Source organism: Halorussus vallis, assembly GCF_024138165.1.
Taxonomy (GTDB): domain Archaea; phylum Halobacteriota; class Halobacteria; order Halobacteriales; family Haladaptataceae; genus Halorussus; species Halorussus vallis.
This window is the reverse complement of the sequence record NZ_CP100000.1, coordinates 787,775-811,782: the sequence shown is the minus strand read 5'-3', so window position 1 is coordinate 811,782 and position 24,008 is coordinate 787,775. Positions and strand designations below refer to the sequence as shown.

Annotated in this window: 19 protein-coding genes; 7 read left to right on the top strand and 12 right to left on the bottom strand. The window is 67.4% G+C overall.

From position 1 onward, the window contains the following. Positions 1-3: 3 nt before the first annotated feature. From NGM07_RS04245 to NGM07_RS04235, 3 genes are all read right to left on the bottom strand, one after another. Positions 4-231 carry a hypothetical protein gene (locus NGM07_RS04245; protein ID WP_253517584.1) on the bottom strand — a complete coding sequence of 76 codons (228 nt, stop codon included), beginning with the start codon at positions 229-231 and terminating at the stop codon, positions 4-6. Continuing rightward, positions 218-1,840, bottom strand: coding sequence for a hypothetical protein (locus NGM07_RS04240; protein ID WP_253517582.1), 1,623 nt, complete (start codon positions 1,838-1,840; stop codon positions 218-220). Before NGM07_RS04240 ends, NGM07_RS04245 begins: the two co-directional genes overlap by 14 nt. Positions 1,841-2,527: 687 nt before the next feature. Then, positions 2,528-4,048 (bottom strand): right-handed parallel beta-helix repeat-containing protein, encoded by a 1,521-nt coding sequence (locus NGM07_RS04235; RefSeq protein ID WP_253517580.1) that lies wholly within the window; start codon positions 4,046-4,048, stop codon positions 2,528-2,530. Positions 4,049-4,309: 261 nt separating this feature from the next. On the opposite strand from NGM07_RS04235, the gene NGM07_RS04230 reads away from it, so the two are divergent. The 3 genes from NGM07_RS04230 to NGM07_RS04220 all read left to right on the top strand — a co-directional run bounded on the left by NGM07_RS04230 (position 4,310) and on the right by NGM07_RS04220 (position 8,941). After that, positions 4,310-5,941, top strand: coding sequence for an alkaline phosphatase family protein (locus tag NGM07_RS04230; RefSeq protein ID WP_253517578.1), 1,632 nt, complete (start codon positions 4,310-4,312; stop codon positions 5,939-5,941). Beyond that, positions 5,941-6,960, top strand: coding sequence for a lipid II:glycine glycyltransferase FemX (locus NGM07_RS04225; protein ID WP_253517576.1), 1,020 nt, complete (start codon positions 5,941-5,943; stop codon positions 6,958-6,960). Before NGM07_RS04230 ends, NGM07_RS04225 begins: the two co-directional genes overlap by 1 nt. A 319-nt stretch (positions 6,961-7,279) precedes the next feature. Beyond that, complete coding sequence (locus tag NGM07_RS04220) at positions 7,280-8,941, top strand: alkaline phosphatase family protein (protein WP_253517574.1); 1,662 nt, start codon at positions 7,280-7,282, stop codon at positions 8,939-8,941. A gap of 42 nt (positions 8,942-8,983) precedes the next feature. Here NGM07_RS04220 and NGM07_RS04215 read toward each other — a convergent pair whose 3' ends face one another. The 3 genes from NGM07_RS04215 to NGM07_RS04205 form a co-directional block, all read right to left on the bottom strand. Beyond that, complete coding sequence (locus tag NGM07_RS04215) at positions 8,984-10,378, bottom strand: hypothetical protein (RefSeq protein WP_253517572.1); 1,395 nt, start codon at positions 10,376-10,378, stop codon at positions 8,984-8,986. 144 nt (positions 10,379-10,522) lie between these two features. Further along, on the bottom strand, positions 10,523-11,110 hold the full coding sequence (locus NGM07_RS04210; protein WP_253517570.1) for a metal-dependent hydrolase: 588 nt from the start codon (positions 11,108-11,110) through the stop codon (positions 10,523-10,525). 82 nt (positions 11,111-11,192) lie between these two features. Beyond that, on the bottom strand, positions 11,193-12,206 hold the full coding sequence (locus tag NGM07_RS04205; protein WP_253517569.1) for a DUF1616 domain-containing protein: 1,014 nt from the start codon (positions 12,204-12,206) through the stop codon (positions 11,193-11,195). 405 nt (positions 12,207-12,611) lie between these two features. Here NGM07_RS04205 and NGM07_RS04200 point away from each other — a divergent pair, with 405 nt between their 5' ends. The 3 genes from NGM07_RS04200 (at position 12,612) to NGM07_RS04195 (ending at position 15,905) form a co-directional block, all read left to right on the top strand. Further along, entirely contained in the window at positions 12,612-14,852 is a 2,241-nt protein-coding gene (locus NGM07_RS04200; RefSeq protein WP_253517567.1) for a PKD domain-containing protein, read from the top strand. A gap of 144 nt (positions 14,853-14,996) precedes the next feature. Further along, complete coding sequence (locus NGM07_RS25520) at positions 14,997-15,173, top strand: DUF7556 family protein (RefSeq protein ID WP_438267718.1); 177 nt, start codon at positions 14,997-14,999, stop codon at positions 15,171-15,173. Between the two features lie 531 nt (positions 15,174-15,704). Further along, a complete protein-coding gene (locus tag NGM07_RS04195) occupies positions 15,705-15,905 on the top strand; it encodes a XapX domain-containing protein (protein ID WP_253517566.1) in 201 nt (66 codons plus the stop codon). Between the two features lie 21 nt (positions 15,906-15,926). Here the strand turns inward: NGM07_RS04195 and NGM07_RS04190 are convergent, their stop codons facing one another. The 6 genes from NGM07_RS04190 to NGM07_RS04165 form a co-directional block, all read right to left on the bottom strand. Further along, the gene (locus tag NGM07_RS04190) at positions 15,927-17,219 is read right to left on the bottom strand and encodes a 5'-deoxyadenosine deaminase (RefSeq protein ID WP_253517563.1); all 1,293 of its coding nucleotides are present in this window, start codon (positions 17,217-17,219) and stop codon (positions 15,927-15,929) included. Between the two features lie 453 nt (positions 17,220-17,672). Beyond that, positions 17,673-19,511, bottom strand: coding sequence for an FAD-binding protein (locus NGM07_RS04185; RefSeq protein WP_253517560.1), 1,839 nt, complete (start codon positions 19,509-19,511; stop codon positions 17,673-17,675). Between the two features lie 4 nt (positions 19,512-19,515). Further along, positions 19,516-20,406 carry a succinate dehydrogenase/fumarate reductase iron-sulfur subunit gene (locus tag NGM07_RS04180; RefSeq protein ID WP_253517557.1) on the bottom strand — a complete coding sequence of 297 codons (891 nt, stop codon included), beginning with the start codon at positions 20,404-20,406 and terminating at the stop codon, positions 19,516-19,518. A gap of 4 nt (positions 20,407-20,410) precedes the next feature. After that, complete coding sequence (locus NGM07_RS04175; protein WP_253517553.1) at positions 20,411-20,776, bottom strand: succinate dehydrogenase/fumarate reductase transmembrane subunit; 366 nt, start codon at positions 20,774-20,776, stop codon at positions 20,411-20,413. A 1-nt stretch (position 20,777) separates the two neighbouring features. Beyond that, a complete protein-coding gene (gene sdhC / locus NGM07_RS04170; RefSeq protein ID WP_253517551.1) occupies positions 20,778-21,170 on the bottom strand; it encodes a succinate dehydrogenase, cytochrome b556 subunit in 393 nt (130 codons plus the stop codon). A 238-nt stretch (positions 21,171-21,408) separates the two neighbouring features. After that, a complete protein-coding gene (locus NGM07_RS04165; protein WP_253517548.1) occupies positions 21,409-22,464 on the bottom strand; it encodes a succinylglutamate desuccinylase/aspartoacylase family protein in 1,056 nt (351 codons plus the stop codon). Positions 22,465-22,605: 141 nt separating this feature from the next. On the opposite strand from NGM07_RS04165, the gene NGM07_RS04160 reads away from it, so the two are divergent. Beyond that, positions 22,606-23,964, top strand: a complete 1,359-nt coding sequence (locus NGM07_RS04160) for an ATP-grasp domain-containing protein (protein WP_253517545.1) — start codon at positions 22,606-22,608, stop codon at positions 23,962-23,964. Positions 23,965-24,008 lie beyond the last annotated feature (44 nt).

The window sequence follows — 24,008 nt, the reverse complement described above, 5'->3', positions numbered from 1 at the left end:
TCGCTAGATTCGCTCGTTCACGTCGCAGACCGAGCAGGCGTCGGCGACGATGAACGCCTCTTTTCTGAGCTGTTCTTCGTCTTCGGGGAGGAACATCAGATGCCCGCGGTCGTCCTTGCGGGCGCGGATGACCTCCCAGTCGGCGAGTTCGTAGCCGAGGTCCTCGGGTTCGGGGTCCCGGGGCGCGGACTCCCAGCTATCGCGGGCGGCCTGGGCTTCACTGCGAACCATCGCGGACCTCCACGACGGCCGAACCCTGGAGTCGGAAGTGGGTGATCTCGCCCGAGAACCGGTAGGCGTCCTTGCCGCTGATGACCCGGCCGGCGGCGTCGCTTCCGGAGACGTTGTCGCGGGCGTTGATGGAGCCCCGCGTTCCGTCCTTCCGGATGTCGCCGGTGACCGAGAACTCGTAGGAGCTGAGCCGCCGGGGGTGCTCGGTGCCGTCGACGAGGATGGTGTTCGGGAGCGACGTCGACCCGGAGGAGTCGCCCGACCCAGAGGAGTCCGAGCCGTCCGAACCCGACGAGCTACCGGTGAGTTCGGCGACCGAAACCTCGCTGCCGTCGAAGCGGATGGTCCAGTTGCTCCCGGTGACGTTCATCGCGGTCACGGAGCCGTCGACCCAGAACGAGTCGCCGGTTCCCTGGCCCGCCGTGCCGGATACCGTGACGGTGCCGTCGCCGTTGTCGGTGACGGTGTCGGTGTAACCCGCGGGATGCTGGACGTCGGCGGTCGCCTTCGTGACGCTCCCCTCGACGGTGAACTCGAAGGGTTCGGCGTCGGTGTCCTGGCCCGAGATGAGTTCGAGCAAACGTCCTGATGGTTGGGAGGAGTCGGTCGTCGAGCCGTCGGAGCCCGAGGAGTCGCCCGACCCGGAGGAGTCCGAGCCGTCGGAGGTCGAGCCGTCAGACCCGGAGCCCGACGAACCGTCCGAACCCGACGAACCGCCCGACCCGGAGCCGCCGCCGCTGGCGGCTTCTTCGGCCGACATCGGCGTGCCCGCGGGCGGGGTGGTGTCGGCGGAGCTGCCGACCTTCGTGCTCGTCTGGGTTATCTCGCCGCCTTCCATGGTTTCGAGGTCGCCCTGGATGTCGCAGTTCTCGAGTTCGACGCGGCCGGTCCACGCCCAGACGCCGCGGTTGCGGACCGCGCCGGGCGACGAGCAGTTGGCGTCGCAGGCGGGCGTCGTCCCGTCGACTTTCACCGTGCAGTTGCGGACGTAGTTGAGTTCGGTGTCGTTGCCCAGGCGGATGTTGGCGATGTTGTTGCTGTAGAAGAACGAGTCCTCCACGTGCGTGATGCCCTGTTGGCCGCGGTGGCCGGGGGCCGAGCCGTAGAGCCCGTTGTTCGAGAAGTGGGCGATGTGGACGTTCTTCAGTCGAAGGGTGCCGTTGTGTTCGGGCGAGTACTGGACGAAGATGCCGCCGGAGTACGACCCTTCGATGCTCCCGTCGCCGAGGTAGAGATTCTCGACGGTCCCGGTCGCGCTCGCGTCCGGCACCGAAACCATGACGGGGAACTCGTCGCCGGGGTGCGTGCCTTTGAACCCGACGTTGCGGATCGTGAAGTTGTTGCTCGTGGCTTGGATGTAGGCCGAAGCACCCTCGGCGGAGATGTCGATGAGCTTGTTCTCGAAGGTCTCACCGTCGCCGACCTCAAAGGTGCGGCTGCTGCCAGCGGGGACCTTGATCGTCTCGTAGGACGCCGCGTTCGCGGTGGTCGCGGCCCCGGTCGCGGCGACCGAGGCGGCGGCCGCGCCGGCCAGTTTGAGATACGAGCGGCGGTCCAGCAGAGAGTCGGAGTCGGAGTCGAGATCGCGTGCCATTTCGTCGCGTGCCATGCAGTTTTCAATGCGAGGTTAATACCTGATAAACGCTCTGATTTTCGTTCAATGTTCGCTTACCAATTTAAGTATAGCGGCCGGCGAACGGAATCCGGTCGATTGGGGCCGAACCGCGCCCTCCCGCTACGGATGGAAACTCCTCTTTATATTCCCTCCGTGGAATATCGGCCGGTAACCCGTCCTTTCTCCGAGGCATTTTCACCGGAACCGAGCGAAACTGTCGAGATTCCGTCCGTTGCACGAGTAAATTCGGGCCGGTGGCGGGTCGGGCGCGAACCGCGTGCGGTTCGCGCCCGATCCCCGTCTTCTCACCCCGACTCGTCACCACTACCGCCCCGTCGCGTCCGTGCCTCGGCGCGCATGCGCGAGCCTTCGCGTGCGCGAAGGAAAATCTAGTCGGCCTACGTGCGCACGGGGAAACAGACGAGGGAATCGCGGCCGGAAACCGGTTTCCGGGTCGCGAGCGGGAAGAATTTCGACGAACGAAGGCCGGCGGTGTCGGCCGCGGGACGCGGTTTCGGCGGAGTGAACGAGCGTTCGCCGGGGTCGACGTCCGGCCGGCGCTCACCGAAGCGACGACGTCAGAAGGGGAGGAGCGTTCGGAGGGTCGATGCGTCGGCGACGGACGCCGTGGAGGGGGTCGACCCGAGGTGCGTCAGCGGGGGGTTTCGCGGGTGTTCGCGGTCAGGAACCGTCCTGAACGCGAACGTTCGCCGGACCGCTCAGCGTGAAGCCGGTGATCTCGCCGGAGTACCGGAAGGCGTCCTTGCCGCCGATGACTCGGCCGGAGATCTTTCCGCCCTCGACGGTGTCGTGGGGGTTGACCGTGGCCAGCGCCGCACTCTTGCGGGCCGTCCCGCTCACCGCGAACTCGTACGTGCTCGCCTGTCGCGGGTGGTCGCTGCCGTCGATGATGAGGGCGTTCGGGAGGACGATGTCCGAGACGGCGACCTCGCTCCCGTCGTAGCGAAGCGTCCATTTGCTCTCGTCGATGTCCATCGCGGTGATACAGCCGTCGACGAGGAAGGCGTCGCCGTAGCCGTTGCCTGCCACGCCCGAGACGGTGACGGTGCCGTCGTCGTTCTTCGCGAACTTGTCGCCGGACTCGGCCGTGACGCTGCCTGAAGTCTTCCTGTGAACGGCGCCTTCGACGGTGAACTGGTACTGTTCGCTGGAGGCGTCGTCGCTCGACACCAGTTCGAGGGGCGTTCCCTGGGCGTTCTGCTGGTCCTGCTGGTTCTGCTGGTCGTCGCTGGTCGTCGGTGCGCTCGTGCTACCGCCGCCGACGTTTCCCGAGGCCGCCTCCTCGGCAGACATCGGGACACCCTTCGGCGGGGTGACGTCGGGGTTGCCCGAGACGTTCTTCTTGGTGACGGGACCGCCGATGCGGCCGTCGACCCGGCAGTTCTCCAGCGTGCCGCTGCCGTTGTCGCTGGCGAACACCGCGTACGCGCCGTTCACCTTGATGTCGCAGTTGATGGCCTTGATGCCCGACTGCTCTTTGAACCAGAGACCGCGGGGGTTCTTCTGGCCGGACTCGTTCGACTGGACGGCGTCCTCGCCCTCGACGTGGACGACCGAGTCCTTGATGTACGACCCGGGCGTGCCGAGGCGGGCGTTCTCGATGTTGTTGTTCTTGAGGTAGGCGTTCTCGATTCGCGTGTCGCCCATGCCGTGGCTCTGGGAGACGCCCGCGTGGGACATGTACATCCCGTCGGCGCCCCAGCCCTGGACGTGGATGTTCCGGATGGTGACGGTGCCGGAGTTGTCCCAGTCGGACATCGCGGCGTGGTGCGCGCGGTCGGCGGTTCCGTCGCCCATGTAGATGTTCTCCGCGAGGCCCTCGCCGCCGTCGGTGCAGCGCAGGTAGAACGTGCCGTAGGTATCGCTCCGGTCGTTGTTCACACCCTTGAGGCCGACGTTCCGGATCGTCCAGCCGCTCCCCTGGGTGAGAAGCTTGACGTGCGCGCCGTCGGCGGTGATGTCGATGAGCTTGTTCTCGAACGTCTCGCCGGGGCCCACCTTGATGGTGCGGCGGCTTCCTGCGGGGACCTTGATGGTGTCGTAGGACGCCGCCTTCGCGCCGTCGGCGGTGACGCCCGCTGCGGTGACCGAGGCGGCGGCCGCGCCGGCCATCTTCAAGTACGATCGTCGGTCGAGCAGTTTGTCGGAGTCGGAATCGCGTGCCATTTCGTCGCGTGCCATGTACGCTTCAATGCGAGCCTACCCATTAAAAAAGATACCGATTTACGTTCAATGCGACATTACTGATTTAAGTCCTATGGCCGCAGTCACCGCCTCGGCGGTGAAACGCTCCCGAACGAACTGGGACGAGAGCAGGGCCGCCCTGCCCGCCGACCCACCCCGTGTTAGGCCGCCAGTAACGGGAGCATACCGGGATAAGAGCTGTTTTCCTGCCGACAGACTGCCCATAACAAAGGACGAACGTAAGGTGTGTAGAGGTACATGGCAGACCGCGCGCAGACGGATATGCGGACGTTGTTGGTCGGTCTGGACGCCGGTTGCCGGTCGGTCCTCGAACCCCTGTTCGAGGCGGGTGCGACGCCCCACTTGCGCTCTCTGTTCGACCAGGGGGCGAGCGGACCGTTGGAGTCCCAGATTCCGCCGTGGACGCCGAGCGCGTGGCCGTCGCTGTACACCGGGGTCAACCCCGGCAAGCACGGCGTATTCGGTTTCCTCACGTTCGACGGCTACGACTGGGACGTGGTGAACGCGAGCCACGTCCGGGAACAGACCCTCTGGGAAATCCTCGATTACCACGGCCATTCGAGCGTCGTCGTGAACGCGCCGGTGACACATCCGCCGCGCGAGATAGACGGCGCGATAGTGCCGGGATACACCGCTCCGGAGGACCCGGCGTGTCATCCACGCGGATTACTCGCCGAAATCCGGGAGAAAATCGGCGATTACCGCGTGTACGCACCCCGCGAAGCGACCGGCGAACGCGAGAAGACCGAGTGGTATCGCCGTCTCGTTCGGATGCGGGGCGAAGCGTTCCGCTATCTCTCCGACCGTTACGACCCCGACTTCGGGTTCGTCCAGTTCCAGCAGACCGACACCGTCTTCCACGAGTTCCCGGGCGACGACGAGAAGGCCCGGGCGGTGTACGAGGCGGTCGACGAACAGCTAGGCAAGATACTCCGGCGGTGCGACCCGGACACCGTCGTCGTCGCCAGCGACCACGGCATGGGCGAGTACGACGGCCACGAGTTTCGGGTCAACGAACACCTCCGCGAGCGCGGGTTGGTCGAAACCAAGCGCGGCGGCGAGGGGATGCCGACGTGGTCGACCATCGCGAACAACCGACTCCAGGACGGCGAAACCGAGGCCGTCGAAACCGACCCGACCCCGCTCCAGCGGGGGCTGGCCACCGCGGCGAAGTTCGGACTGACCAGCCAGCGCATCTATCGGGCGCTCGACGCCGTGGGACTCGCCGACGCGGTGGCCGAGCGGGTGCCCACCGACGCCATCCGGGCGGCGACCGAGCAGGTCGACTTCCCGGCGTCGGCCGCCTACATGCGCGACCGTATCGAACTCGGGGTTCGGGTGAACCTCGAAGGCCGCGAACCCGCGGGCGTGGTCCCCGAGTCGCAGTACGAGGCGGTGCGCGAGGAGATCATCGACGCGCTCTCGGGGGTCGAGACGCCCGACGGCCGACCGGTGTTCGAACGGGTCGCCCGCCGCGAGGAGATATTCTCGGGTCCCTACGTCGACGAGGCCCCCGACGTGGTGACGATTCCCGCCGACTTCGACGAGTTCCTCTCGACCCGGGTCGGCGACGGGGAGTTCGGTCCGCCGAGCGAGCCCTACAACCACAAGCGCGACGGCATCGTCGCCGTCACGGGGCGGAACGTCGACGACCGGTCCGACCTCTCGGGCGCGCACCTCTTCGACGTGGCGCCCACGGTGCTGGCGACGTTCGGACTCCCCGCGGGCGACCGGATGGACGGGGTGGTGCTCCCGGCGGTCGAACCGGTCGGGCGGCGCGCCTACCCCGCGTTCGACGGGGGCGCACAGGTAGCAACGGACGACGGCGACGTCGAAGCGAGACTGGCCGACCTCGGGTACCTCGAATAATGAGTGTCACGATAGAGAAGAAGGGATTGAGTATCGCACGCGCTGACGGAGACGACCTCGAACGCTGGAACGACCTCGTCGAGAAATCTCCACAGACGAACGTCTTTCACTACCTCGAATCGCTGGAGGTGCAAGCGGCCCACGCAGACGCCGACCTCCACCCGCTGATCGGGTACAAGGGCCAGGAGCCGGTCGGCGTCTTCCCGGTGTTCGAGAAGCGCAAGGGCGGGATGACGATGGCGTTCTCGCCCGCACCCGGCCTCTGGGTGTCGTACCTCGGCCCCGCGCTGGTCAACCACCAGAAGCTCAAGCGTCGGAAGGCCGAGCGCCGCGGCTGGCGGTTCGTCGAGGGCTGTCTCGACTGGATCGACCGCCAGATAGCGCCGAAGTACACCCAGATACGGCCCGACGGCGCGTTCGAGGACGTCCGACCGTTCGACTGGAACGACTTCGACGTCGACGTCCGCCACACCTACGCGGTCGACCTGACCCGCGACGAGGAGGAGGTGCTGATGTCCTTCTCCAGCGACGCCCGCGGCAACATCCGGACCGAGTGCGACTACCGCATCTACGAGGGCGGCCGCCGCGAAATCGAGGCCATCATCTCCCAGGTGAAGTCCCGCCACGACGAGCAGGACGAGAGCTACGGGGTCACCCCGCAGTTCGTCGCCGACCTCTACGAGCGCCTGCCCGAGGGGACGGTCCGGCCCTACGCCTGCGAGATAGACGGCGAGTTCGCGGGCGGGATGGTCGCCCTGGAGTTCGACGACACCGTCTACCGGTGGCAGGGCGGCGCGAAACACGACCGCGACCTGCCGGTCAACGACCTGGTCGACTGGGAGATAATGACCGACGCGATGGACCGCGGCGTCGAGAAGTACGACCTCGTCGGCGCGAACGAGCGCCGCCTCTGCGGCTACAAGGCGAAGTTCGGCCCCGAACTCGAGAGCTACTACAGCCTCGAGAAGGGCACCCGGATGACCAACGCCCTTTCGAGCGTCTACAAGAAGCTCCGCTGACCGCCCGCAGTCACCGACCCCGGTCGCTCTTCCTGCCTCCACGTTCGTCTCCGTCGACTCCTTCTCGTTTCTGCTCGTACCCCGGTCGTCTCACGTCTTCGCTCGCTTTCCACAGCGTCCTCCGGCCCCGAACCCCCGTTTGCACCGGCTTCGGCCCGGATGTCGCTCTTTCCAACTTTCTACACTGTTTCCGCCGTTTTCGGTCGTTAATCCGACGCTGTTGCTCGCCTAGGCACCAGAGAACAATGCCCGGACGAGTCGAACTCGAGATACCGAAAACGGCCGGCGCCGCCGGCTTTACCACTCTCTCCAGGGACACATGACGAACGCAAACGCCACCGTCGTCGTCGGTTTCGACGCGCTCGACTTCGAATATCTCGACCGCTTCGAGGAATCGCTTCCGAACTTCTCGTCGCTCCGCGAAAGCGGGGTCGAAGCGCCGCTGCGCTCGACGTTTCCGCCGTGGACGGGGAGCGCGTGGCCCTCGACGTACACCGGCACCGACCCGAGCCACCACGGCGTCTACGGGTTCTTCCACCACGAGTCCGACTACCCGGACGAGGACGAACTGGTCACGCGCAACCGCGTGCGCGCGCCGGCCATCTGGAACTACCTCGCCGCCCGCGGCGAACCCGCGGTCGTGTTGAACGTCCCGGTCACCCACCCCGCCGAACCGCTGGCCGGCGTCCTCGTGCCGGGCTACCTCGCGAAGGAGGACGATGCGAGCTATCCCGAGGACGTCCGCGAGGAACTCGCCGACGCGCTGGGCGAGCCATACACCATCTACTCGCGCGGCGAAACGAGCGACGACAAGGACGAGAAACTGGCGGGCTACCTCGACCTGGTCGAACTGCGGGGTCGCGCCGCCGAGTACCTCCTCTCGGAGTACGACTGGCGCGTCGCGTTCGTCCAGTTCCAGAAGACCGACGCGGTGTTCCACAACTTCGACGACCCGGCGATATTCCGGCGGGTGTACGAGCGCGCCGACGAGGCGCTCGGCCGCATCCTCGGCGTCGCGGGCGACGCCAACGTCGTCGTCTGCTCGGACCACGGCATCGGACCGGTTGAGGGCTACACCGTCTATCTCAACGAGGTGCTCCGGCAGGCCGGACTGCTCGAAACCACGACCGACTCCGACCGACCCAGTCTCGCGAGTCGGAAGTCGGCGCTCACCGGCGAGAACGACGCCGACGGCGGAGCCGCCGATTCGAGCGCGGGCGGTCCCTCGGTGACCGGGCGGGCGGTTTCCGCGGCCACGGCCGCGCTCGGCCGCGTCGGCGTCTCGCCGGGCGACGCCTACGCGCTGGCCCAGCGGGTCGGCGTCGACGACTTCATCACCACCGTCCTGCCGGACGACGCGCTCTCGGCGGCCAGCGAGGGCGTCGACTGGCGCAACTCGAAGTGCTTCTGCCGGACCGCCGAACTCGGGGTCCGAGTGAACCTCGCGGGCCGCGAACCCGCGGGCGTGGTTCCCGAGTCGGAGTACGAGGTGGTGCGCGAGGAGATCATCGACGTGCTCTCGTCGCTCCGGACGCCCGACGGTGACCCGGTGTTCGAGTGGGTCCGCAGGCGCGAGGAGGTGTACGGCGGTCCGTACACCGACCGGGCCTGCGACGTGCTCTACATGCCGAAGGACATGAACCACGTCGTCAGTCCGAGCCTCGTCGGCACCGCGTTCGCGCCGCTGTCGGACCACGACCACAAGCGGGACGGGGTGTTCCTCGCCTCGGGACCCGACTTCGCCGACGAGGCCAGGGCGCTCGACCGCCTGTCGCTGACCGACGTGGCGCCCGCGACGATGGCGGCCTCCGGCTTCGACGTGCCCGCCCGGATGACCGGGGCCGTCCCAGAGGAACTGCTCGCCGACTCCGTGTCCGTCTCGCGGGCAGACTACGGCGAGGTTCCGTTCGGGACCGAGTCGGTCGAGTCCGGCGACGACAGCGCCGTCGAGGAGCGTCTCAGCGACCTCGGCTACATCTGAACCGCCGAACCGAGCGAGAACGAGCGGCGACCCTTCTCGCGGCTACAGCCGGCAGTTGCCTTTCGTCCGCAGGTTCTTCGTCGACACCTTCGCGTCGGTCGTCCGGATGGCCTTCCCCGCAACCGCGATGGTCGAGTCGCGAATCGAGACGCCGTCGGTGTGCTGGACCAGCGCGCCGTCGCGTTCGCCCTCTGGCTGTTGGACGCAGACGTTCCGGAAGTCGACGTCGTCGCGCTGGTCGACCCGAATCGCCGCCCCGTGCACCGCGTCGCCGACGATTTCGACGTTCTCGCAGGTGACCTTCCGGCTCTTCGGAAGTCGGTCCATGCTCGGCATCACCTGGCCTTTCGCGGACGTGACGGGCCGCCGGACGTGGATCGCGTGGGTGTCGACGTCGGTCCGGATGCGGGTGTTTCTGATGTCGGCCGCCCCGCCCTGGCGTCCGACGACGACGGCCCCCGAACTGTAGGTGCCGGTGAGGTCGGTGAACGCCAGCACGCACCCTTCGACGCGGAGGTGCGCGCCCTCCTCCTGCCAGATGCCGCGCATGTTCGGCTTGAACTTCGGTCGCTTCGGTTCGTCGACCCTGACGGTCGCGCCCCGGACGACCGCGCCGTTCGGCCCGCCGCCGACCCGAATCTGGTCGATGCCGTTGTTCGCGTAGTAGCCGCCCTCGACCGCGAGCGGGCCGGAGTGCGGCGAGGCGTACAGCCCCTCCTTCCAGTGCTCGACGTGGCAGTTCAGGAACGTGAGCCGCCCGACGCTCTTGGGAAACGTGTAGATGGCGACTCCGCGGTTCGAGCCGTCGGGCAGGCGGACCCGGTCGAACAGCAGGTCGGCCTTCGGGTTCGCCACTGCGATCTCGAAGCCGTTCGGCGAGCGCTTGCGGTGGCCGCGGATGGCGACGTCGCGGACGACGTTCGACCCGCCGGTCACCGTGAGGTAGGTGATCGGCGCGACGTTCGGGGCGCGGCAGTCGAACTCGAACCCCTCGAGCCGGAAGTCCCGGAGTTCGTCGAACATCAGCCAGTAGTTGCGCTCGTCGGGCGGCGGGACGAGCGTGGCGTCCTCACCGACGATGCTCAGGTTCCGGTAGTCGACGACCTCCCACTCGGTCAGGCGGTACCGACCGGGCGGGAAGTACAGCAGGGTGTCGTCGCCGAGGTGTTCGTTGAGGACGGGGTTGACCGGTTTCTTCCCGGAGTCGTCGGCGCCCGCCTTCGCGACGTTCACGACGGTTCCGTACCCGTCGGTGGGCGGGCCGGCGGTGGTTTCCGGACTCTCGGAAGTGGTCGTCTCGGTAGTCTCGCCCGATGCTCCGTCTCCGGTCGTGGTCGTATCGGTGGTTTCCCCCGCGGTTTCTCCGGGTGCTGTTTCGTCGTTGCGATCGAACGCTCCACATCCCGCGAGCGCTGCGAGCGCGGCCGTTCCCGCCACCCGAAGGTAGCCGCGCCTCGTGGACGACCTCTCGTCGCTCGGCACGGGTAGAAGTGCGTCTCATCCGACTATTGTTATGGGTAGCCTGGCACGCCCTAGGCCGAGGCTTCTCGGGCGCGAGCGACCGCACCGCGGCCGCTCGGGCTACGACGTCTCCTCCGTGGGAGCCCGACTCCACCCGAGCAGCGCGCCGAGCGGCGGGATGCCGTCGTAGACCCAGAGCAGCAACACCGCCAGCATCAACCCGAGTTCGACCGCGAGGTACGGGGTGAGCTGTGCGTGGAACAGCTCGGTCAGGTAGCGCCCGAACAGCGTCCGGAACATCTCGGCGAAGCCGATGCTGGCCTCCGTCTGAGGCGCCGGAATCAGGGGCCAGAACAGGAAGTCGTAGTTGGCCTCACCCCCGACGAGCAGGGGATAGTAGACGTCGGCCGGCAGGTGCGAGAGGTAGCCGAACGCGAACGCCCCGCCGACGGCCTTCCGGTCGGTCACCCACCCGACTTGTATCGCCAGTAGCGCGAGCGGGACGGCGACGAACAGCGAGTGGGCCAGCGAGTGGCCGCTCGGCAGGACGCCGAACGTCCACGCGAGCGGCTTGTCCACCAGGTCGGGGAACTGGGTTCCGACGGCCAGCGCGACGACGGCCGGCGCGCTCGGCGCTCCCTTGCCGCGCAAGTGCGTGAACGCCGAGTACGCGAGATACCCGACGGCGAGGTGTTCCCACGGCCACATGGTCGCAGTTAGCGTCCCTCCGTCATGAGTAGTTCGGCTCTCGCGAAAACGGACGTCCAGTTACTCCGTCGGCGTGACCGGGTCACGCCGAGACGTTCACCCAGACGTGGACGTGCTCGTAGGCGTTGCTCGACGTCGGGTTCTTCGGCGGGTCACCCTTGTAGACCAGGTAGTTCAGCCGGAGGTTCCGGCCGGTCATCGTGGGCGTCACGTCGTGGCGCGTCCGCCACGTCTGCCCGGCCTCGACGGTCGGGGTGAACCGGGCGAGTCGGCGCTCCTGGACCACTTTCGCGGCCCCGCTGTCGGTCTTCCGAACCCGCTGGAGTTCGACCACCACCGAGTAGGAGGTCCGCTCGCTCTCGTGGTTCTGGAGGCTGAGGACGATGGGTTTGCTCTGGCCGCGGGTGAAATCCTGGGGGTAGTCCTCGGCGACGAACTCCCCGGTCTGGTTCTGGGTCAGCAGCGCCACGTCGGTGTACTGCTGGCCCGGTCCGGGGACCGCGACCGCGTACCCGACCGCTGCGATGGCGACGACGACGCCGGCCGCGAGGGCGACGTTCAGGACCACGTCGGCCGCGCTCCCGCTGAGGCCGCCGCGGGCCCGCTTCAGCCACCCCTGGACCGGGACCGCGAACCGGCGGTCGGTCGGCCGGCGGAGTCGCCGAACCGCCCCGCCGATTGCGGCGACGACGGTCAACCCGCCGACCGCCGCGAGGATGCTCACGGGTTTGATGGTCCACGCGAGCGCGAGCGCGACGCCGATCGGCGGGAGGAGCGCGAGGCTGACGCCGAACCCGAGCGCGAGGCGCTCGGTGCCGGTGAGGCCGCGCTCGCGCACGTCGGTCAGCGAGCGACCGCCCGCGAAGTCGTCGTCGGGCGTCGCGCCGGGGAACAGGAACGAGACGAGCGCGTACCCCGGCGCGAACAGCAGCAGCGGCAGGCCGAGGGCGACCGCCAGCGGCGTGGCGTACACGCCGGGCTGGAAGACGAGCGCGGCCGCGAGGACCACGTATCCGACGACGAACAGCAGGTCGAGCGGAATCGCCGGGTGGGCCAGTCGGTCCCACAGCGTCTCGTCGGCAGTTCCGTGACTCATGGTTCGGTAGTTCCGCAGGCGACTCGCTCACGGTACCGTCGGGCGACACATGGGCGATGCATTGCCCGAACCGTCGTCGTATCACCACTTTGTTACCCGCCGTCTGTCGGCGGATACGGCGCTCCTACCGGCGGGGAACCCGACGACGTGCCCGACACGTCCGGAGCGCGAGACGTCGACGACGTTTCCCGGTTCCGCGCGCCGAGGCGGCTTTCAGACACCGCCTACGGTCGCGTCAGACGCCGAATAACAAAGACTAAAAATAGGATATATCTGGAACAACGTTCGCTCCGGCAGCCTAAGCCGGGGGGAACGAGTGAAACAACGCCGGAATACCATCGAGCAACGACGGAATACCATGCACTCACCGAAACTAACGACGAATCGCGAGCGGGGGAACTGTCTATGAGAGAAGCGATGCTGAGCGTCGCGCTCCTGGTGATGGTCGTCGCGGCACCGCTGTCCGGGACGGTCGCCGCCGCGGGCGCGACTACCACGACGCCGGTCGCGGCGTCCGACACGGCGAACACGGCCGCACAGAACGCACCCGAACTGCCCGAGCGGTGGAACCGGACCGTCGGCGGGTCGGGCGACGACAAGTTCACCGACGCCGTCGCGGTCGACGGCGGTTACCTCGTCGTCGGCTGGTCGAACAGTACCGACGGCGCGGAGGCCCACGACGGCTACGTCGCCATGGTCGACCGGACCGGTCGGACGTCCTGGGAGCGCACCTACGGCGGTCCCGGCGTCGACCGGGTGTTCGACGTGGTGAAAGTCGACGACGGCTACCTCCTGGCCGGCCTCTCCGCCGACTCCGGCGAAGCGTGGGACGGCTGGGTCCTCAAGATCGACGAGAAGGGCGCGGTCCAGTGGGAGCGCACCTACGGCGAGAGCGGCCCCGACGCCGTCTGGTCGCTCGCGCAGTCGGGCGACGCCATCTTCACCGCCGGCTACCAGAAGCGCGACACCGCCGAGGCGTGGGTGATGGAACTCGACGCGAAGGGCCGTCAGGTCTGGAGCGAGGAGTACGACACGCTCCGGTCGGGCACCGACGAGTACGTCAACTCCATCTTCGCCACCGACGGCGGCAAACTGCTGTTGACCGGCACCATCGAGGGCGGGTCCGGCACCGACCCCGCCGACGCCTGGGTGATGGAACTCAGCCGGTCGGGCGAGGTCGAGTGGCAGAAGGACTACGGCGGCGCGAAACTCGACAAGGTCCACGACGCCGCCGCGGGCGCGAACGGCGGCTTCCTGCTCGCGGGCCGCTCGGCCAGCGAGGGCGACCAGGGCCAGGACGGCTGGCTGCTCAAGGTGAACGCCGATGGCGAGCGCGAGTGGTCCCGCACCTACGGCACCGCGCGCGACGACGCCTTCTACGGCGTGACCCGCGACGCCGACGGCGGCTACGTCTTCACGGGCGCGATGAACAAGCTGAGTCAGAACGGCGCCGACGGCTGGATACTCCGCACCGACGCCGACGGGAAGAAGCAGTGGTCCCGGACCTTCGGTAACAAGGCGTGGGACAAGTTCTGGCCCGCGGTCGAGGGCCACGGCGGCGGCTACCTCGCGGTCGGCGACACCACGAGTTTCGGCGAGAACCGCGACGGCTGGCTCGTCCGACTCGGCGGTCCCGCGGTCGCGGCCATCGAGGACGCCGCGCCCAACGCCTCGGGTTCGACCGTGATGCTGTCGGGGTCGCCCGTCCGGTCGGTCACGCTCGCGAACGCGAACGCCTCTGGCGTGCTCGCGGTTTCGGAGCAGACGAACCTCTCGGCGCTCTCGCCGCCCGGCGAGGCGCTGTACGCCGTGACGGTCACCGGCCCCGAGTCGGCGACGGGCACCGCGGCGGTCGAGTTCGCGGTCCCGACCGACGGAGTCGCCGAACTCTCGGACGTGAAGGTCGCCCACCGGACCGACGGCGGGTGGAAGTTCCTGAAGACGACGGTCGTCTCGGAGTCGAACGGCACCGCCATCCTGTCGGCGAAGGCTCGTGGTACCGGCACGCTCGCGGTGACGAGCGTCGACGCGCCCAGCGCGAGCATCGACGCGAACGAATCCGTACTGGTCGGCGAGTCGCTCGAACTCTCGGCCGACGGCTCCAACGCCGAGAACGGGACGATCGAGTCCTACCGGTGGACCGTCGCCGGCGAAACCTACACCGGCGCCTCCGCGACGGTTTCGTTCGACGAACTCGGCGAGCACGCCGTGAACCTCACGGTCACGGACGCGGTGGGGCTGAACGACAGCGCCACGGCGTCGGTCGTGGTCAACGACAAGCCGAGCGTCAGCCTCGACGGTCCCAGCACCGTCGAAGTCGGGAAGGCGGCGACCTTCAGCGCCGACGTCTCCGATACGGTCGGCGACACCACCGTGACGTGGAAGTTCGGTGACGGCGAGGTCACGGGCGAGTCGGTCGAGCACAGTTTCGCCACCGCCGGCACCAAGACGGTGACGGTCGTCGTCGCCGACGAACACGGCGCGACGGTGACGAAGGAACTGTCGGTGAAGGTCGGCCAGCAGGACGGACAGAACGGAACCAGCGGCGGTTCCGACGGCGGTGAGGGGTCCATCCCGGGCTTCACGCCCGCGACGGCCGTCGTGGCGCTCCTCGCGGCCGCTCTGGTGGCTCGACGCACTGCCTAAGGCCACCGTTCCGGACCGTTTCACGCGGTCTTACCGTTCGTAACACAGTGTTACGGTCGGGAAGGTGGTCTATACTAAAGGCCCTCCCGTGGCAAGCACCGACCACGCAGAAACCTAGCGTATCGGAAACGACGGTGATCAGCTCTGAGTTGGACTATTCCCACTGACGACATCGACGAACCGCTCGAAGAAGGCGAAGTGATGCTGGCGGTCGACGACACGCAGGGTGACCGGACGACGGTCATCGCCGACGTGTCGAACGACCAGGCGTGGATCGCCATGCCGTACGACGAGTCCCACACCCTCTCGCAGTGGCGGTGAGCGGACCATCTGGTCCGCGAACCTCGCCGAGATTCGCTCGGTGGCGGTGAGGGGAGCGAAGCTCCCCGAACGCCGAGAGAGGGCCGACGGGCAGTGCCCGTCGGCCCTCTCTCGGTAGTAAGCGGACTATCCGGTCCGCGAACCCCACCGAACTCCCCTCGGTGGCGCCGAGAGAAGTTCCGCTTCTCGACCGCCACCGACCCCGCCCCGTGGCGCCGAGTGACGTACGGCCCTCGCTCGACAGCGGGCCGACGACGCGGCCGCCCGGACACCTCCGTGATTTCCTTCGAAGCGCAGACCGGACGACGGCGAGCGTGCGAACGCGACCGACCCTCCGACCGTCTCGCACGCCCGCGAAACTCACCTTATCGACGTTCTAAACTCCGTCTTCCGGCGGGAAACCGACCCGAATCGTAGAAAGGTTTAAATATGAGCTCGCGCTCGACGCGATTCCGTCGCCGGCCCCGTCGTCTGGGGGTGAATCGCCGGAGAGCAAATGGCTTTTACGGTCCGGGCCACCACGTTGTCCCGATGAACGCGACCCTCACCATCTTCGCACTCCTGAGCGGGTTCCTCATCGGCGGGCTGTTCCACTTCCTCCAGATTCCCATCCCGGCCCCGCCGAAGTTGCCCGGCGTGATGGGCATCGTCGGCATCTACCTCGGCTACCGGGCCGTCGAGGCGCTCGGAGTCAGCGTCGACGTGCTCTCGATGCTCGGTCTGACCGGGTAGCCGACTTCTCCTCGACCGAACTCACGCCGGCGCCTCGTACTCCCGGGCGCGGCGGCGGATTCCCTCGACGTCGGCACGGACGTGCTCGCCGTCCTCGTAGAGGATTTCACCGTCGACCATCGTGAACCGGACGTCGTCGGCGTGGGCGGCGAACACCAGGTGCGAGAGCACGTCGTGGAGCGGCGTCGCCCGGGTTAGGTCGGTGGTCAGTCCCACGACGTCTGCCTTCCACCCCGGCGCGAGGCGGCCGACCTCCTCGAAGCCGGCGGCCCGAGCGCCGTTCTCGGTCGCCATCTCGAACACCGTCTCGGCCGGAATCGTCGTCGGGTCGAGGTGCTCGACCTTCTGGAGGAGGCTGGCCTGGCGCATCTCGGTGAAGGGGTCGAGGGTGTTGTTACAGGGCGGGCCGTCGTTGCCGAGCGCGACGTTGATGCCCCGGTCGAGGTAGTCGAGGATCGGGGCGACGCCCGAGGCGAGTTTCATGTTCGAGGAGGGGCAGTAGGTGACGTGGGTGCCGGTTTCGGCCAGCACCTCGCGCTCCGTCTCGTCGGTCCAGACGCAGTGTGCCAGCACCACGTCCTCGCCGGTGAGGCCGACCTCGTCAAGCCAGTGGATGTTGCGCATCCCCGTCTCGGCCTCGACGGTTCGGATCTCGTCGCGGTTCTCGCTGGCGTGGGTGTGGATGCGGACGCCATCGTACTCGTCGGCGAGTTCGCGAACGCCGCGCAGGCACTCCTCGGTGCAACTCACCGCGAAGCGGGGCGTCAGCGCGTACCGGATGCGGCCGTCGCCCGCGCCGTGGTACTTTCGGACGAGTCGCTCGCTCTCGTCGAGGGCGGCTTGCGTGTCCTCTTCCAATCCCTCGGGGGAGTCCTTGTCCATCAGGACTTTCCCGATGCGACCGCGGATTCCCATCTCGGTCGCCGCCTCGAACGCCTGGTCGGCGTGGTGGACCGAGAGGTGGTCGACGACCGTGGTGACGCCCGACTCGATGCACTCGGCGTAACCCAGTTCGGCAGCGGTCCGCATCTCGGCGGCGTCGAACGACGCCTCCATCGGGAGGACGTGGTCGAACAGCCAATCCAGGAGTTCGGTGTCGTCGGCGATGCCCCGGCCGAGCGACTGGACGGAGTGGACGTGACCCCCGACGATTCCCGGCGCGAGAACGTCGTAGGACTTGCGTTCCATGTCGGGATACTGCTCGACGACCTCCTCGCGTTCGCCCACCGCGACGATGCGGTCGCCTTCGACCGCGACGGCTCCGTCCTCCACGACGGTGTGCGCGTCGGGGATGACGGTCCCTTCGAGTATCATACCACACTGTGAAAACGGCGAACGAGGGAAATATGTAGCGATTCGGTGGACCGCCCTGGCGAACGCTCTGCGACTCCGAGGCGCGCGCTGGCGCGACCCGGCGGTGTTGGGTCGCGCCGACGTTGCGTGAGGTCTTCGGGAGCGTCGGCGACCGAAGGCTCGTTGGAGCAAAGCTCCGACGGTGGATGAGCAAGTGAGCGTCAGCGAACGAGCGAATCGGCTGGGGAGGCGTGTGGCTTTGCGGTCGCGGTGCGGTGGCGGTCAGCAGGGCGCTTCGCGCCCGCACGAGAATCAGAGGCGGTAGTCGTACCGGCGATTAGAAGATGCGCCCGAGGCGAGTCGCGACGCGACTCGCCTCGGGCGCGTGTCCTTTTTTGGTCCAGCTTTTTTCGAGGAGTGGTAGCCGGAGCGCCGCAGGCGCTCACGGCTACCCGACGAAGAAAAAAGGTGGGTTCAGTAACTGCGCTCTTTCGGCTCGTACTCGCCGTCCTCGCCTTCGAGGATGACCGGCTTGTAGTAGAGCTCCGGCGTGCCGTCGTTCCACGACAGCATCGTGTGCTTGAGCCACTCGTCGTCCTTGCGCTCCTGGTGTTCCTGGCGCCAGTGGGCGCCGCGGAACTCGTCGCGGGCCAGCGCGCCGAGCGTGATGGCCTCCGCGAGGTCGACGAGGTTGCGCATCTCGATGGTGTGGATGAGGTCGGTGTTGAACGTCCGCGAGGGGTCGTTGACGTAGACGTCCTGGAGCGACTCGCGCACTTCGCGAATGTCGCGAAGCGCCTGTTTGAGGCCGTCCTCGTTCCGGAAGACGTTGACGTTCTCGGTCATCGACTTCTGGAGGCGCGCGCGGAGTTCGGCCTGCTGGATGCCGGTGTCCTTCTCCAGCAGTCCCTCGACGCGGGTGCGCTCGGCTTCGACCGCGCTCCTGACCGTCTCGTCGGGCGTGGTCACGGCGGCGCCGCCGTCGGCAACGGCGTCCTCGTCGCTCGTCCGGACCGCGCCGGGTTCGACGGGTGTCTCGAGGTCCTCCTCGGCCTCGGTGTCGGCCGAGCCGCCGGTCTGAATCTGCGGTTCGCCGAGGTCGGTGCCGGCGGCGTGGCGGCCCGCGCGGGCGCCGAAGACGATGAGTTCGGGCAACGCGTTGCCGCCGAGGCGGTTCGAGCCGTGGACCGACACGCAGGCGCACTCGCCGGCGGCGTAGAGGCCGTCGATGCAGGTCTGGCCGTGTTCGTCGACCTCGACGCCGCCCATGGCGTAGTGCTGGCCGGGCTTGACCGGCATCGGCTCTTCGAGTCCGTTGACGCCCTCGAAGTCGCGCGCGAGGTGGAGGATGTTCTCCAGGCGGTCGGTGATGCGCTCCTCGCCGAGGTGGCGCATGTCGAGGTAGACGTACTCGTCGTCGACGCCGCGGCCCGCGTTGATCTCGGTGAGCTCGGCCCGCGAAACCACGTCGCGGGAGGCGAGTTCGCCGGCGTTGTTCGCGTAGCCGTACTCGAACATGAACCGCTCGCCCTGCTCGTTGTAGAGGATGCCGCCCTCGCCGCGGACGCCCTCGGAGATGAGGACGCCGGTCGAGGGAAGCGTGGTCGGGTGGAACTGGATGAACTCCATGTCCTCCAGCGGGACGCCCGCGCGGTAGGCCATCGCCGCGCCGTCGCCGGTGTTGGCGACCGCGTTGGTGGTGTGGTCGTACACCTGGCCGAGGCCGCCGGTCGCGAGGATGACGCCGTTTCGCGCCTTGAAGCCCTCTATCTGGCCGGTCTTGATGTCGTAGGCGACGATGCCGTGACACTGCCGGTCGTCGGGGTCGTCCTCGTTCGTCACGGCGAGGCGGGTGACGTACCACTCGTCGTACACCTGGATGCCGCGCTTGACGACCTGCTCGTACATCGTGTGCAGCAGGTGGTGGCCGGTTTCGGCGCCCGCGTAGGTGGTGCGGGGGAACGAGAGGCCGCCGAACGGTCGCTGGGACACCCGACCGTCGTCCTCGCGGGAGAAGGGCATCCCCCAGTGCTCGAGTTGGACGGTTTCCTCGGGGCTGTCCTGTGCCAGCGTCTCGATGGCCGGGGCGTCGCCGAGGTAGTCCGACCCCTTCATCGTGTCGTAGGCGTGCAGTTCCCAGTCGTCGCCGTCGCGAAGCGCCGCGTTGATGCCGCCCTCGGCCGCGCCCGTGTGACTTCGCACCGGGTGGAGTTTCGTCACGATGGCCACGTCGGCGCCCTCCTCGTGGGCCGCGATGGCCGCCCGGAGGCCGGCGCCGCCGCCGCCGATTACCAGAACGTCGTGTTCGTGCATGTTCTCACCAAAATTTCAGGTTTTGCTTGACCGCTTCCCGCTTGAGCTCCTGGATGTGCTCGGTCAGCGGGATGTCCTTCGGACAGACGTTGGTGCAGGAGAACTGGGTCTGGCACCGCCAGACGCCGTGTTCCTGGTCCATCACGTTGAGTCGGTGCTCCTTCTTGGTGTCGCCCTCGCGCTCGTCCATCGCGAAGCGGTAGGCCTTGTTGATGGCCGCTGGCCCGAGGTACTGGTTGTCGCCGGCCGCGATGTTACACGAGGACATGCACGCGCCGCACCAGATACAGCGCGTGGACATCTTGATCTTCTCGCGGTTCTCGCGGGTCTGGCGGTACTCGTCGAGTTCGCCCGGCGGTGCGTCGTCGGGCTGGAAGAACGGCTCGACCGAGTGCATCTGGTCGTAGAAGTGCTCCATGTCGACCACCAGGTCCTTGACGACGTCCTGGTGGGGGAGCGGTTCGACGCGCACCGGCGCTTCGAGGTCCGACATCTGGGTCTGGCAGCCGAGTCGTTGGCGGCCGTTGATGAACAGCGCGTCGGAACCGCAGACCGCCTGCCGGCACGAGTGGCGGAACGTCAGCGTGGTGTCGTAGTGGTCGCGGGCGTAGATGAGCGCGTCGAGGACGGTCATCCCCTTGCGCTTGGGGACGTAGAAGTCGTCGAAGCGCGGTTCCATCTTCCCCTCGACCTCGGGGTCGTAGCGGAACACCTTCAGCTGAATCGTCTCGCCCTCCGGTCGGGCGGGCGCGCCGGACACCGACTGGCGGCGCTCGGCGTCGCGGTCGGCGCGACGCTGCGCGCCGTGCGACGCGTCCTCCTGTTCGACCGAGGTTTCGGCCTCGTGCTCTGCGCTTTCGGTCTTGCCGCGTTCTTCTTGCGTTTGCGTACTCATGTTGTTACATCACTCCGGACAGGAACAGCGCGAGGTAGACGCCTTGGGCGGCGAGCGCGAGGCCCGCGATCGCCAGTACGCCCTTCACCGCAGTCTTCGCGGTACCGGTCAGCCCCTGGTTCAACAGCGCGGCGTAGACGCCGTTGACGCCGTGGAACGTCGCGGTCAGCAGGAACAGCACCATCGTGAGCAGGTAGCCCCACTGCTCCATGCGCGCGGTCGTCCCGGCGAACGTTACCTCCGAGGCGTGGTGGACGAAGTGGAGCAGGAAGAAGTGGAACGCCAGCACGACGACGAGAAACGCCGCCGTCACGCGCTGGAGTAGCCACGAGGCGCTCCCGCTCCGGAACGAGGAGTAGCGTTCGGCCATCTCAGAACGCCCCCTCTAAGAACGTCGGGACGCTCGCCAGCACGATGACCGCCGTCACGACCAGCGAGGCGTAGAAGCTCTTGTCCTGCGATTCGAGGCCGAGACCGAGGTCCACGAACAGCAGGCGCACGCCGTTCAGGATGTGGAAGACGGCGACCGCGAGCAGACCGATCTCCATGACGCGGACGACGGCGAGGCTCTCCAGACCCCGGATCGTGTCCGTGTAAGCGTTACTACCGGCGAAAGCGGTACTCAGTACGGCGATGTGAGTAAAGAGGTAGCCGATGAGTACCCACCCGGTGAACTTGTGGAATATCCAGGCCCACATCCCGGCCGTGAACTCCCGCCACCGGCCGAAATCCTCGATGAGGCCTCGATTATACGATTGACTCATACTTGTCCGTTCGGGAGGTTGGACTGTGGGCAAATAGAAGTTTCTACCTCATTTCGAGCGACCGTCGGGCCGAAACCGTTTCCCCCAGACGAGCGCGGGGTCGAACGTGTAACGTCGCGGTGAGCGTTGCGGTGAACATCGCGATTTCGATGGCAGAAAAACGAAAGGAAGTGAAAGGAGAGACGACGGGAGAGGCACGGGGACACGACGAGAGTCGAAGTTCGGCGGAGACGTCCCGTTACCGACTCTCGGGCGGCGGGGCGACATCGCCGTTCGGTTCGTCGGCGTGGGCGCGCTCGCGCTTGAGCGCCCGGCGGGTGTCGGCGGTCAGTTCGACCATGTGACAGAGCGGGTTGCCGGGGTAGACGACCGGATTCTCCAGCACGCCGACCAGTAGTCCGGTGAACGGCGCCTCCACGCTGTCGCTGTCGGTCTTGAACGGGTTCGTGATGGTGCAGATGGTGTCACCCTCGTAGACGAGCGACCCCCGGTCGTGGTGCATCTCGACCAGTCCGCCGACGTCGGCCCGGAGCCAGGTCTTCTCCTTCGCCTCGTCGATGATGGTCCGCCAGCCCGGCCACTTGACGGCGTTCGTGCGGTGGACGCCGTATTCGGCGAGGACGCTCTCGACGCCTTCGAGCCCGCGGTTGATGAACTCGCGCTGGAACCGGTGGGCCTCGCCCATCTCGATGGTGATGGTCGGGACGCCGTAGTCGCTGGCCTCGCGGCGCAGCGTCCCCGACGGTCCCTCCGAGGAGATGACGACGTGCGAGCCGAACGCCTTGGCGAGGCGGGCCACGTCGGGGTCGGTCATGTCGGCCCGCACGTGTAGCATGTTCGTGCGCCCGCGCGTGGACGTGTGGAAGTCGAGTCCGAGGTCGCAGGGCGCGATGAAGTTCCGGAAGATGCGGTGGGCCATCCGCTTGGCGCTGGTAGAGCCCTGCCTCCCGGGGAACGACCGGTTCAGGTCCCGGTCGTAGATTGGGAGGTAGCGCTCCTGGGCGAGGAATCCGGGGACGTTGAGCACGGGCATACAGACCAGCGTGCCACGGAGTTCGTCGTGGTTCCACTCGTGGGCGACCTCGCGGACGACCTCGATGCCGTTGAGTTCGTCGCCGTGGGCCGCCGCCGTGAGGAACACCGTCGGTCCGGGCTCGGCGCCGTTGACGATGGTGACGGGGATGCGGACGGGGTCGCCGAGATACGTCTCGCTGATTCCGTAGCGAATGTTCTGGGTTTCGCCCGGCTCGACGATGCCGCCGTTGTACGTGAACGCCTCGTCAGACCCGGCCATGTCACCCACTCGGGTATCGGGGTATATAAATTCGTGCAACACCCCATCCCACGGTCGTCTCTGTGTCGGACGCAGAGCCGAAGGTGCCCTCGGCTCTCGGCGTTCCCATTTTTAAGGTACGCCGACGAATGTACGGACGTCATGAGCAGCGAGGGTTCGTCCGCGCGCATCGGTGTACTCAGTCTACATAACAGCAAGGAGACGAAGGCCATCCTCAACGCCATCGAGGACCTGGGCCACGAACCGTTCTGGCTTCGGGAGGAGAACACGGCGGTCCGGCTCAAAGACGGTCAGGTCACGTTAGAACCCGACGTCGACCTGGTCGCGAACCGACTGCTGCTGTCGAACACCGAACAGCCCTCGGAGACGCTCGGCCTCGCGAAGATATACGACGGCGTACTGCCGGTGTTGAACGAGCCGAGTTCGGTGATGACCGCCATCCACAAGTTCGCGGCCGCGACCACGCTCGCGGAGGCGGGCCTGCCGGTCCCGGACGCGCTGATGGCGCTGTCGAACTCCAAGCTGAACCGGGGCCGCGACGACTTCGGCGAGGAGGCCGTCTACAAGACCGCCATCGGCACCCACGGCGGCGGTACGTGGAAGGTCGGTCCCGACGAACTGGTCAACCCCCGGGTGGGCGACCGCCAGGCGTTCCTGCAGGAACTCATCGACCGCGACGAGGGCCGCCACCGCGACCTCCGGGTGTACGTCGTCGGCGACCGCATCGTCGGCGCGATGAACCGCTACGCGCCGGACAACGACTGGCGGACCAACGTCGCGCTGGGCGGCGACGTCGAGGACGCCACCGACTCGATGCCCCGCGAGGTGGCGGACATCGCACGCGACGCGGCCGAAACCATCGGCCTCGACTACGCCGGCGTCGACCTCATCGAGGGCCACGACGGCTGGTACGTCCTCGAAGTCAACCCGACGGCCGGGTTCAAGGGGCTGTTCAAGGCGACGGAACGGAGCGCCGCCCCGTACATCGCCCAGTTAGCCATCGAACGCGCCGGCGGCTCGGTCGACGAAGCGAAGGTCGAGGACCTCGCCGTCTCGCTGGACGACTCGGTACCCGCGTGCAAGCCGATTCCGGAGGACACCGCGCCGACCGAACCGGTCGTCATCGGCTACACCGAGGAGGTCATCGTCAGCGGTACCAGCGGTTCCGAAACCATCACCGCCAAGTCCGACACCGGCGCGACCCGGACGAGCATCGACACCAAACTCGCGGCGAAGATCGGCGCGGGTCCCATCAAGAGCATCGCCCGTGTCAAATCGGGGTCCAGCAAGTCGAGTCGGTCCCGGCCGGTCGTCGACGTGGTCATCGGCGTCGGCGGCAACCGCCACACCGTGACCGCGAGCGTCGAGGACCGCGGCCACATGGACTACCCCGTCCTGCTGGGCCGGGACATCCTCAAACACTACCAGGTCAACGTCCAGAAGCGCGTCGACCAGGAGGAGGAAACCGAGGAGGAAGAGGAGGAGAACGTCGAGGAGTAGGTCGGTACTCCCGCGTCACTTACTGCGTCAGCAACTCGCGACCG

What these genes read in the sequence shown, in the direction of transcription:
- NGM07_RS04205 (WP_253517569.1), bottom strand. Translation starts at nt 12,206, where the DNA reads ATGAGTCACGGAACTGCCGACGAGACGCTGTGGGACCGACTGGCCCAC.
- NGM07_RS04225 (WP_253517576.1), top strand. Translation starts at nt 5,941, where the DNA reads ATGAGTGTCACGATAGAGAAGAAGGGATTGAGTATCGCACGCGCTGAC.
- NGM07_RS04175 (WP_253517553.1), bottom strand. Translation starts at nt 20,776, where the DNA reads ATGGCCGAACGCTACTCCTCGTTCCGGAGCGGGAGCGCCTCGTGGCTA.
- NGM07_RS04210 (WP_253517570.1), bottom strand. Translation starts at nt 11,110, where the DNA reads ATGTGGCCGTGGGAACACCTCGCCGTCGGGTATCTCGCGTACTCGGCG.
- NGM07_RS04195 (WP_253517566.1), top strand. Translation starts at nt 15,705, where the DNA reads ATGAACGCGACCCTCACCATCTTCGCACTCCTGAGCGGGTTCCTCATC.
- NGM07_RS04220 (WP_253517574.1), top strand. Translation starts at nt 7,280, where the DNA reads ATGACGAACGCAAACGCCACCGTCGTCGTCGGTTTCGACGCGCTCGAC.
- NGM07_RS04240 (WP_253517582.1), bottom strand. Translation starts at nt 1,840, where the DNA reads ATGGCACGCGACGAAATGGCACGCGATCTCGACTCCGACTCCGACTCT.
- NGM07_RS04230 (WP_253517578.1), top strand. Translation starts at nt 4,310, where the DNA reads ATGGCAGACCGCGCGCAGACGGATATGCGGACGTTGTTGGTCGGTCTG.
- NGM07_RS04180 (WP_253517557.1), bottom strand. Translation starts at nt 20,406, where the DNA reads ATGAGTACGCAAACGCAAGAAGAACGCGGCAAGACCGAAAGCGCAGAG.
- NGM07_RS04200 (WP_253517567.1), top strand. Translation starts at nt 12,612, where the DNA reads ATGAGAGAAGCGATGCTGAGCGTCGCGCTCCTGGTGATGGTCGTCGCG.
- NGM07_RS04165 (WP_253517548.1), bottom strand. Translation starts at nt 22,464, where the DNA reads ATGGCCGGGTCTGACGAGGCGTTCACGTACAACGGCGGCATCGTCGAG.
- NGM07_RS04235 (WP_253517580.1), bottom strand. Translation starts at nt 4,048, where the DNA reads ATGGCACGCGACGAAATGGCACGCGATTCCGACTCCGACAAACTGCTC.
- NGM07_RS04185 (WP_253517560.1), bottom strand. Translation starts at nt 19,511, where the DNA reads ATGCACGAACACGACGTTCTGGTAATCGGCGGCGGCGGCGCCGGCCTC.
- NGM07_RS04190 (WP_253517563.1), bottom strand. Translation starts at nt 17,219, where the DNA reads ATGATACTCGAAGGGACCGTCATCCCCGACGCGCACACCGTCGTGGAG.
- NGM07_RS04160 (WP_253517545.1), top strand. Translation starts at nt 22,606, where the DNA reads ATGAGCAGCGAGGGTTCGTCCGCGCGCATCGGTGTACTCAGTCTACAT.
- NGM07_RS04245 (WP_253517584.1), bottom strand. Translation starts at nt 231, where the DNA reads ATGGTTCGCAGTGAAGCCCAGGCCGCCCGCGATAGCTGGGAGTCCGCG.
- sdhC (WP_253517551.1), bottom strand. Translation starts at nt 21,170, where the DNA reads ATGAGTCAATCGTATAATCGAGGCCTCATCGAGGATTTCGGCCGGTGG.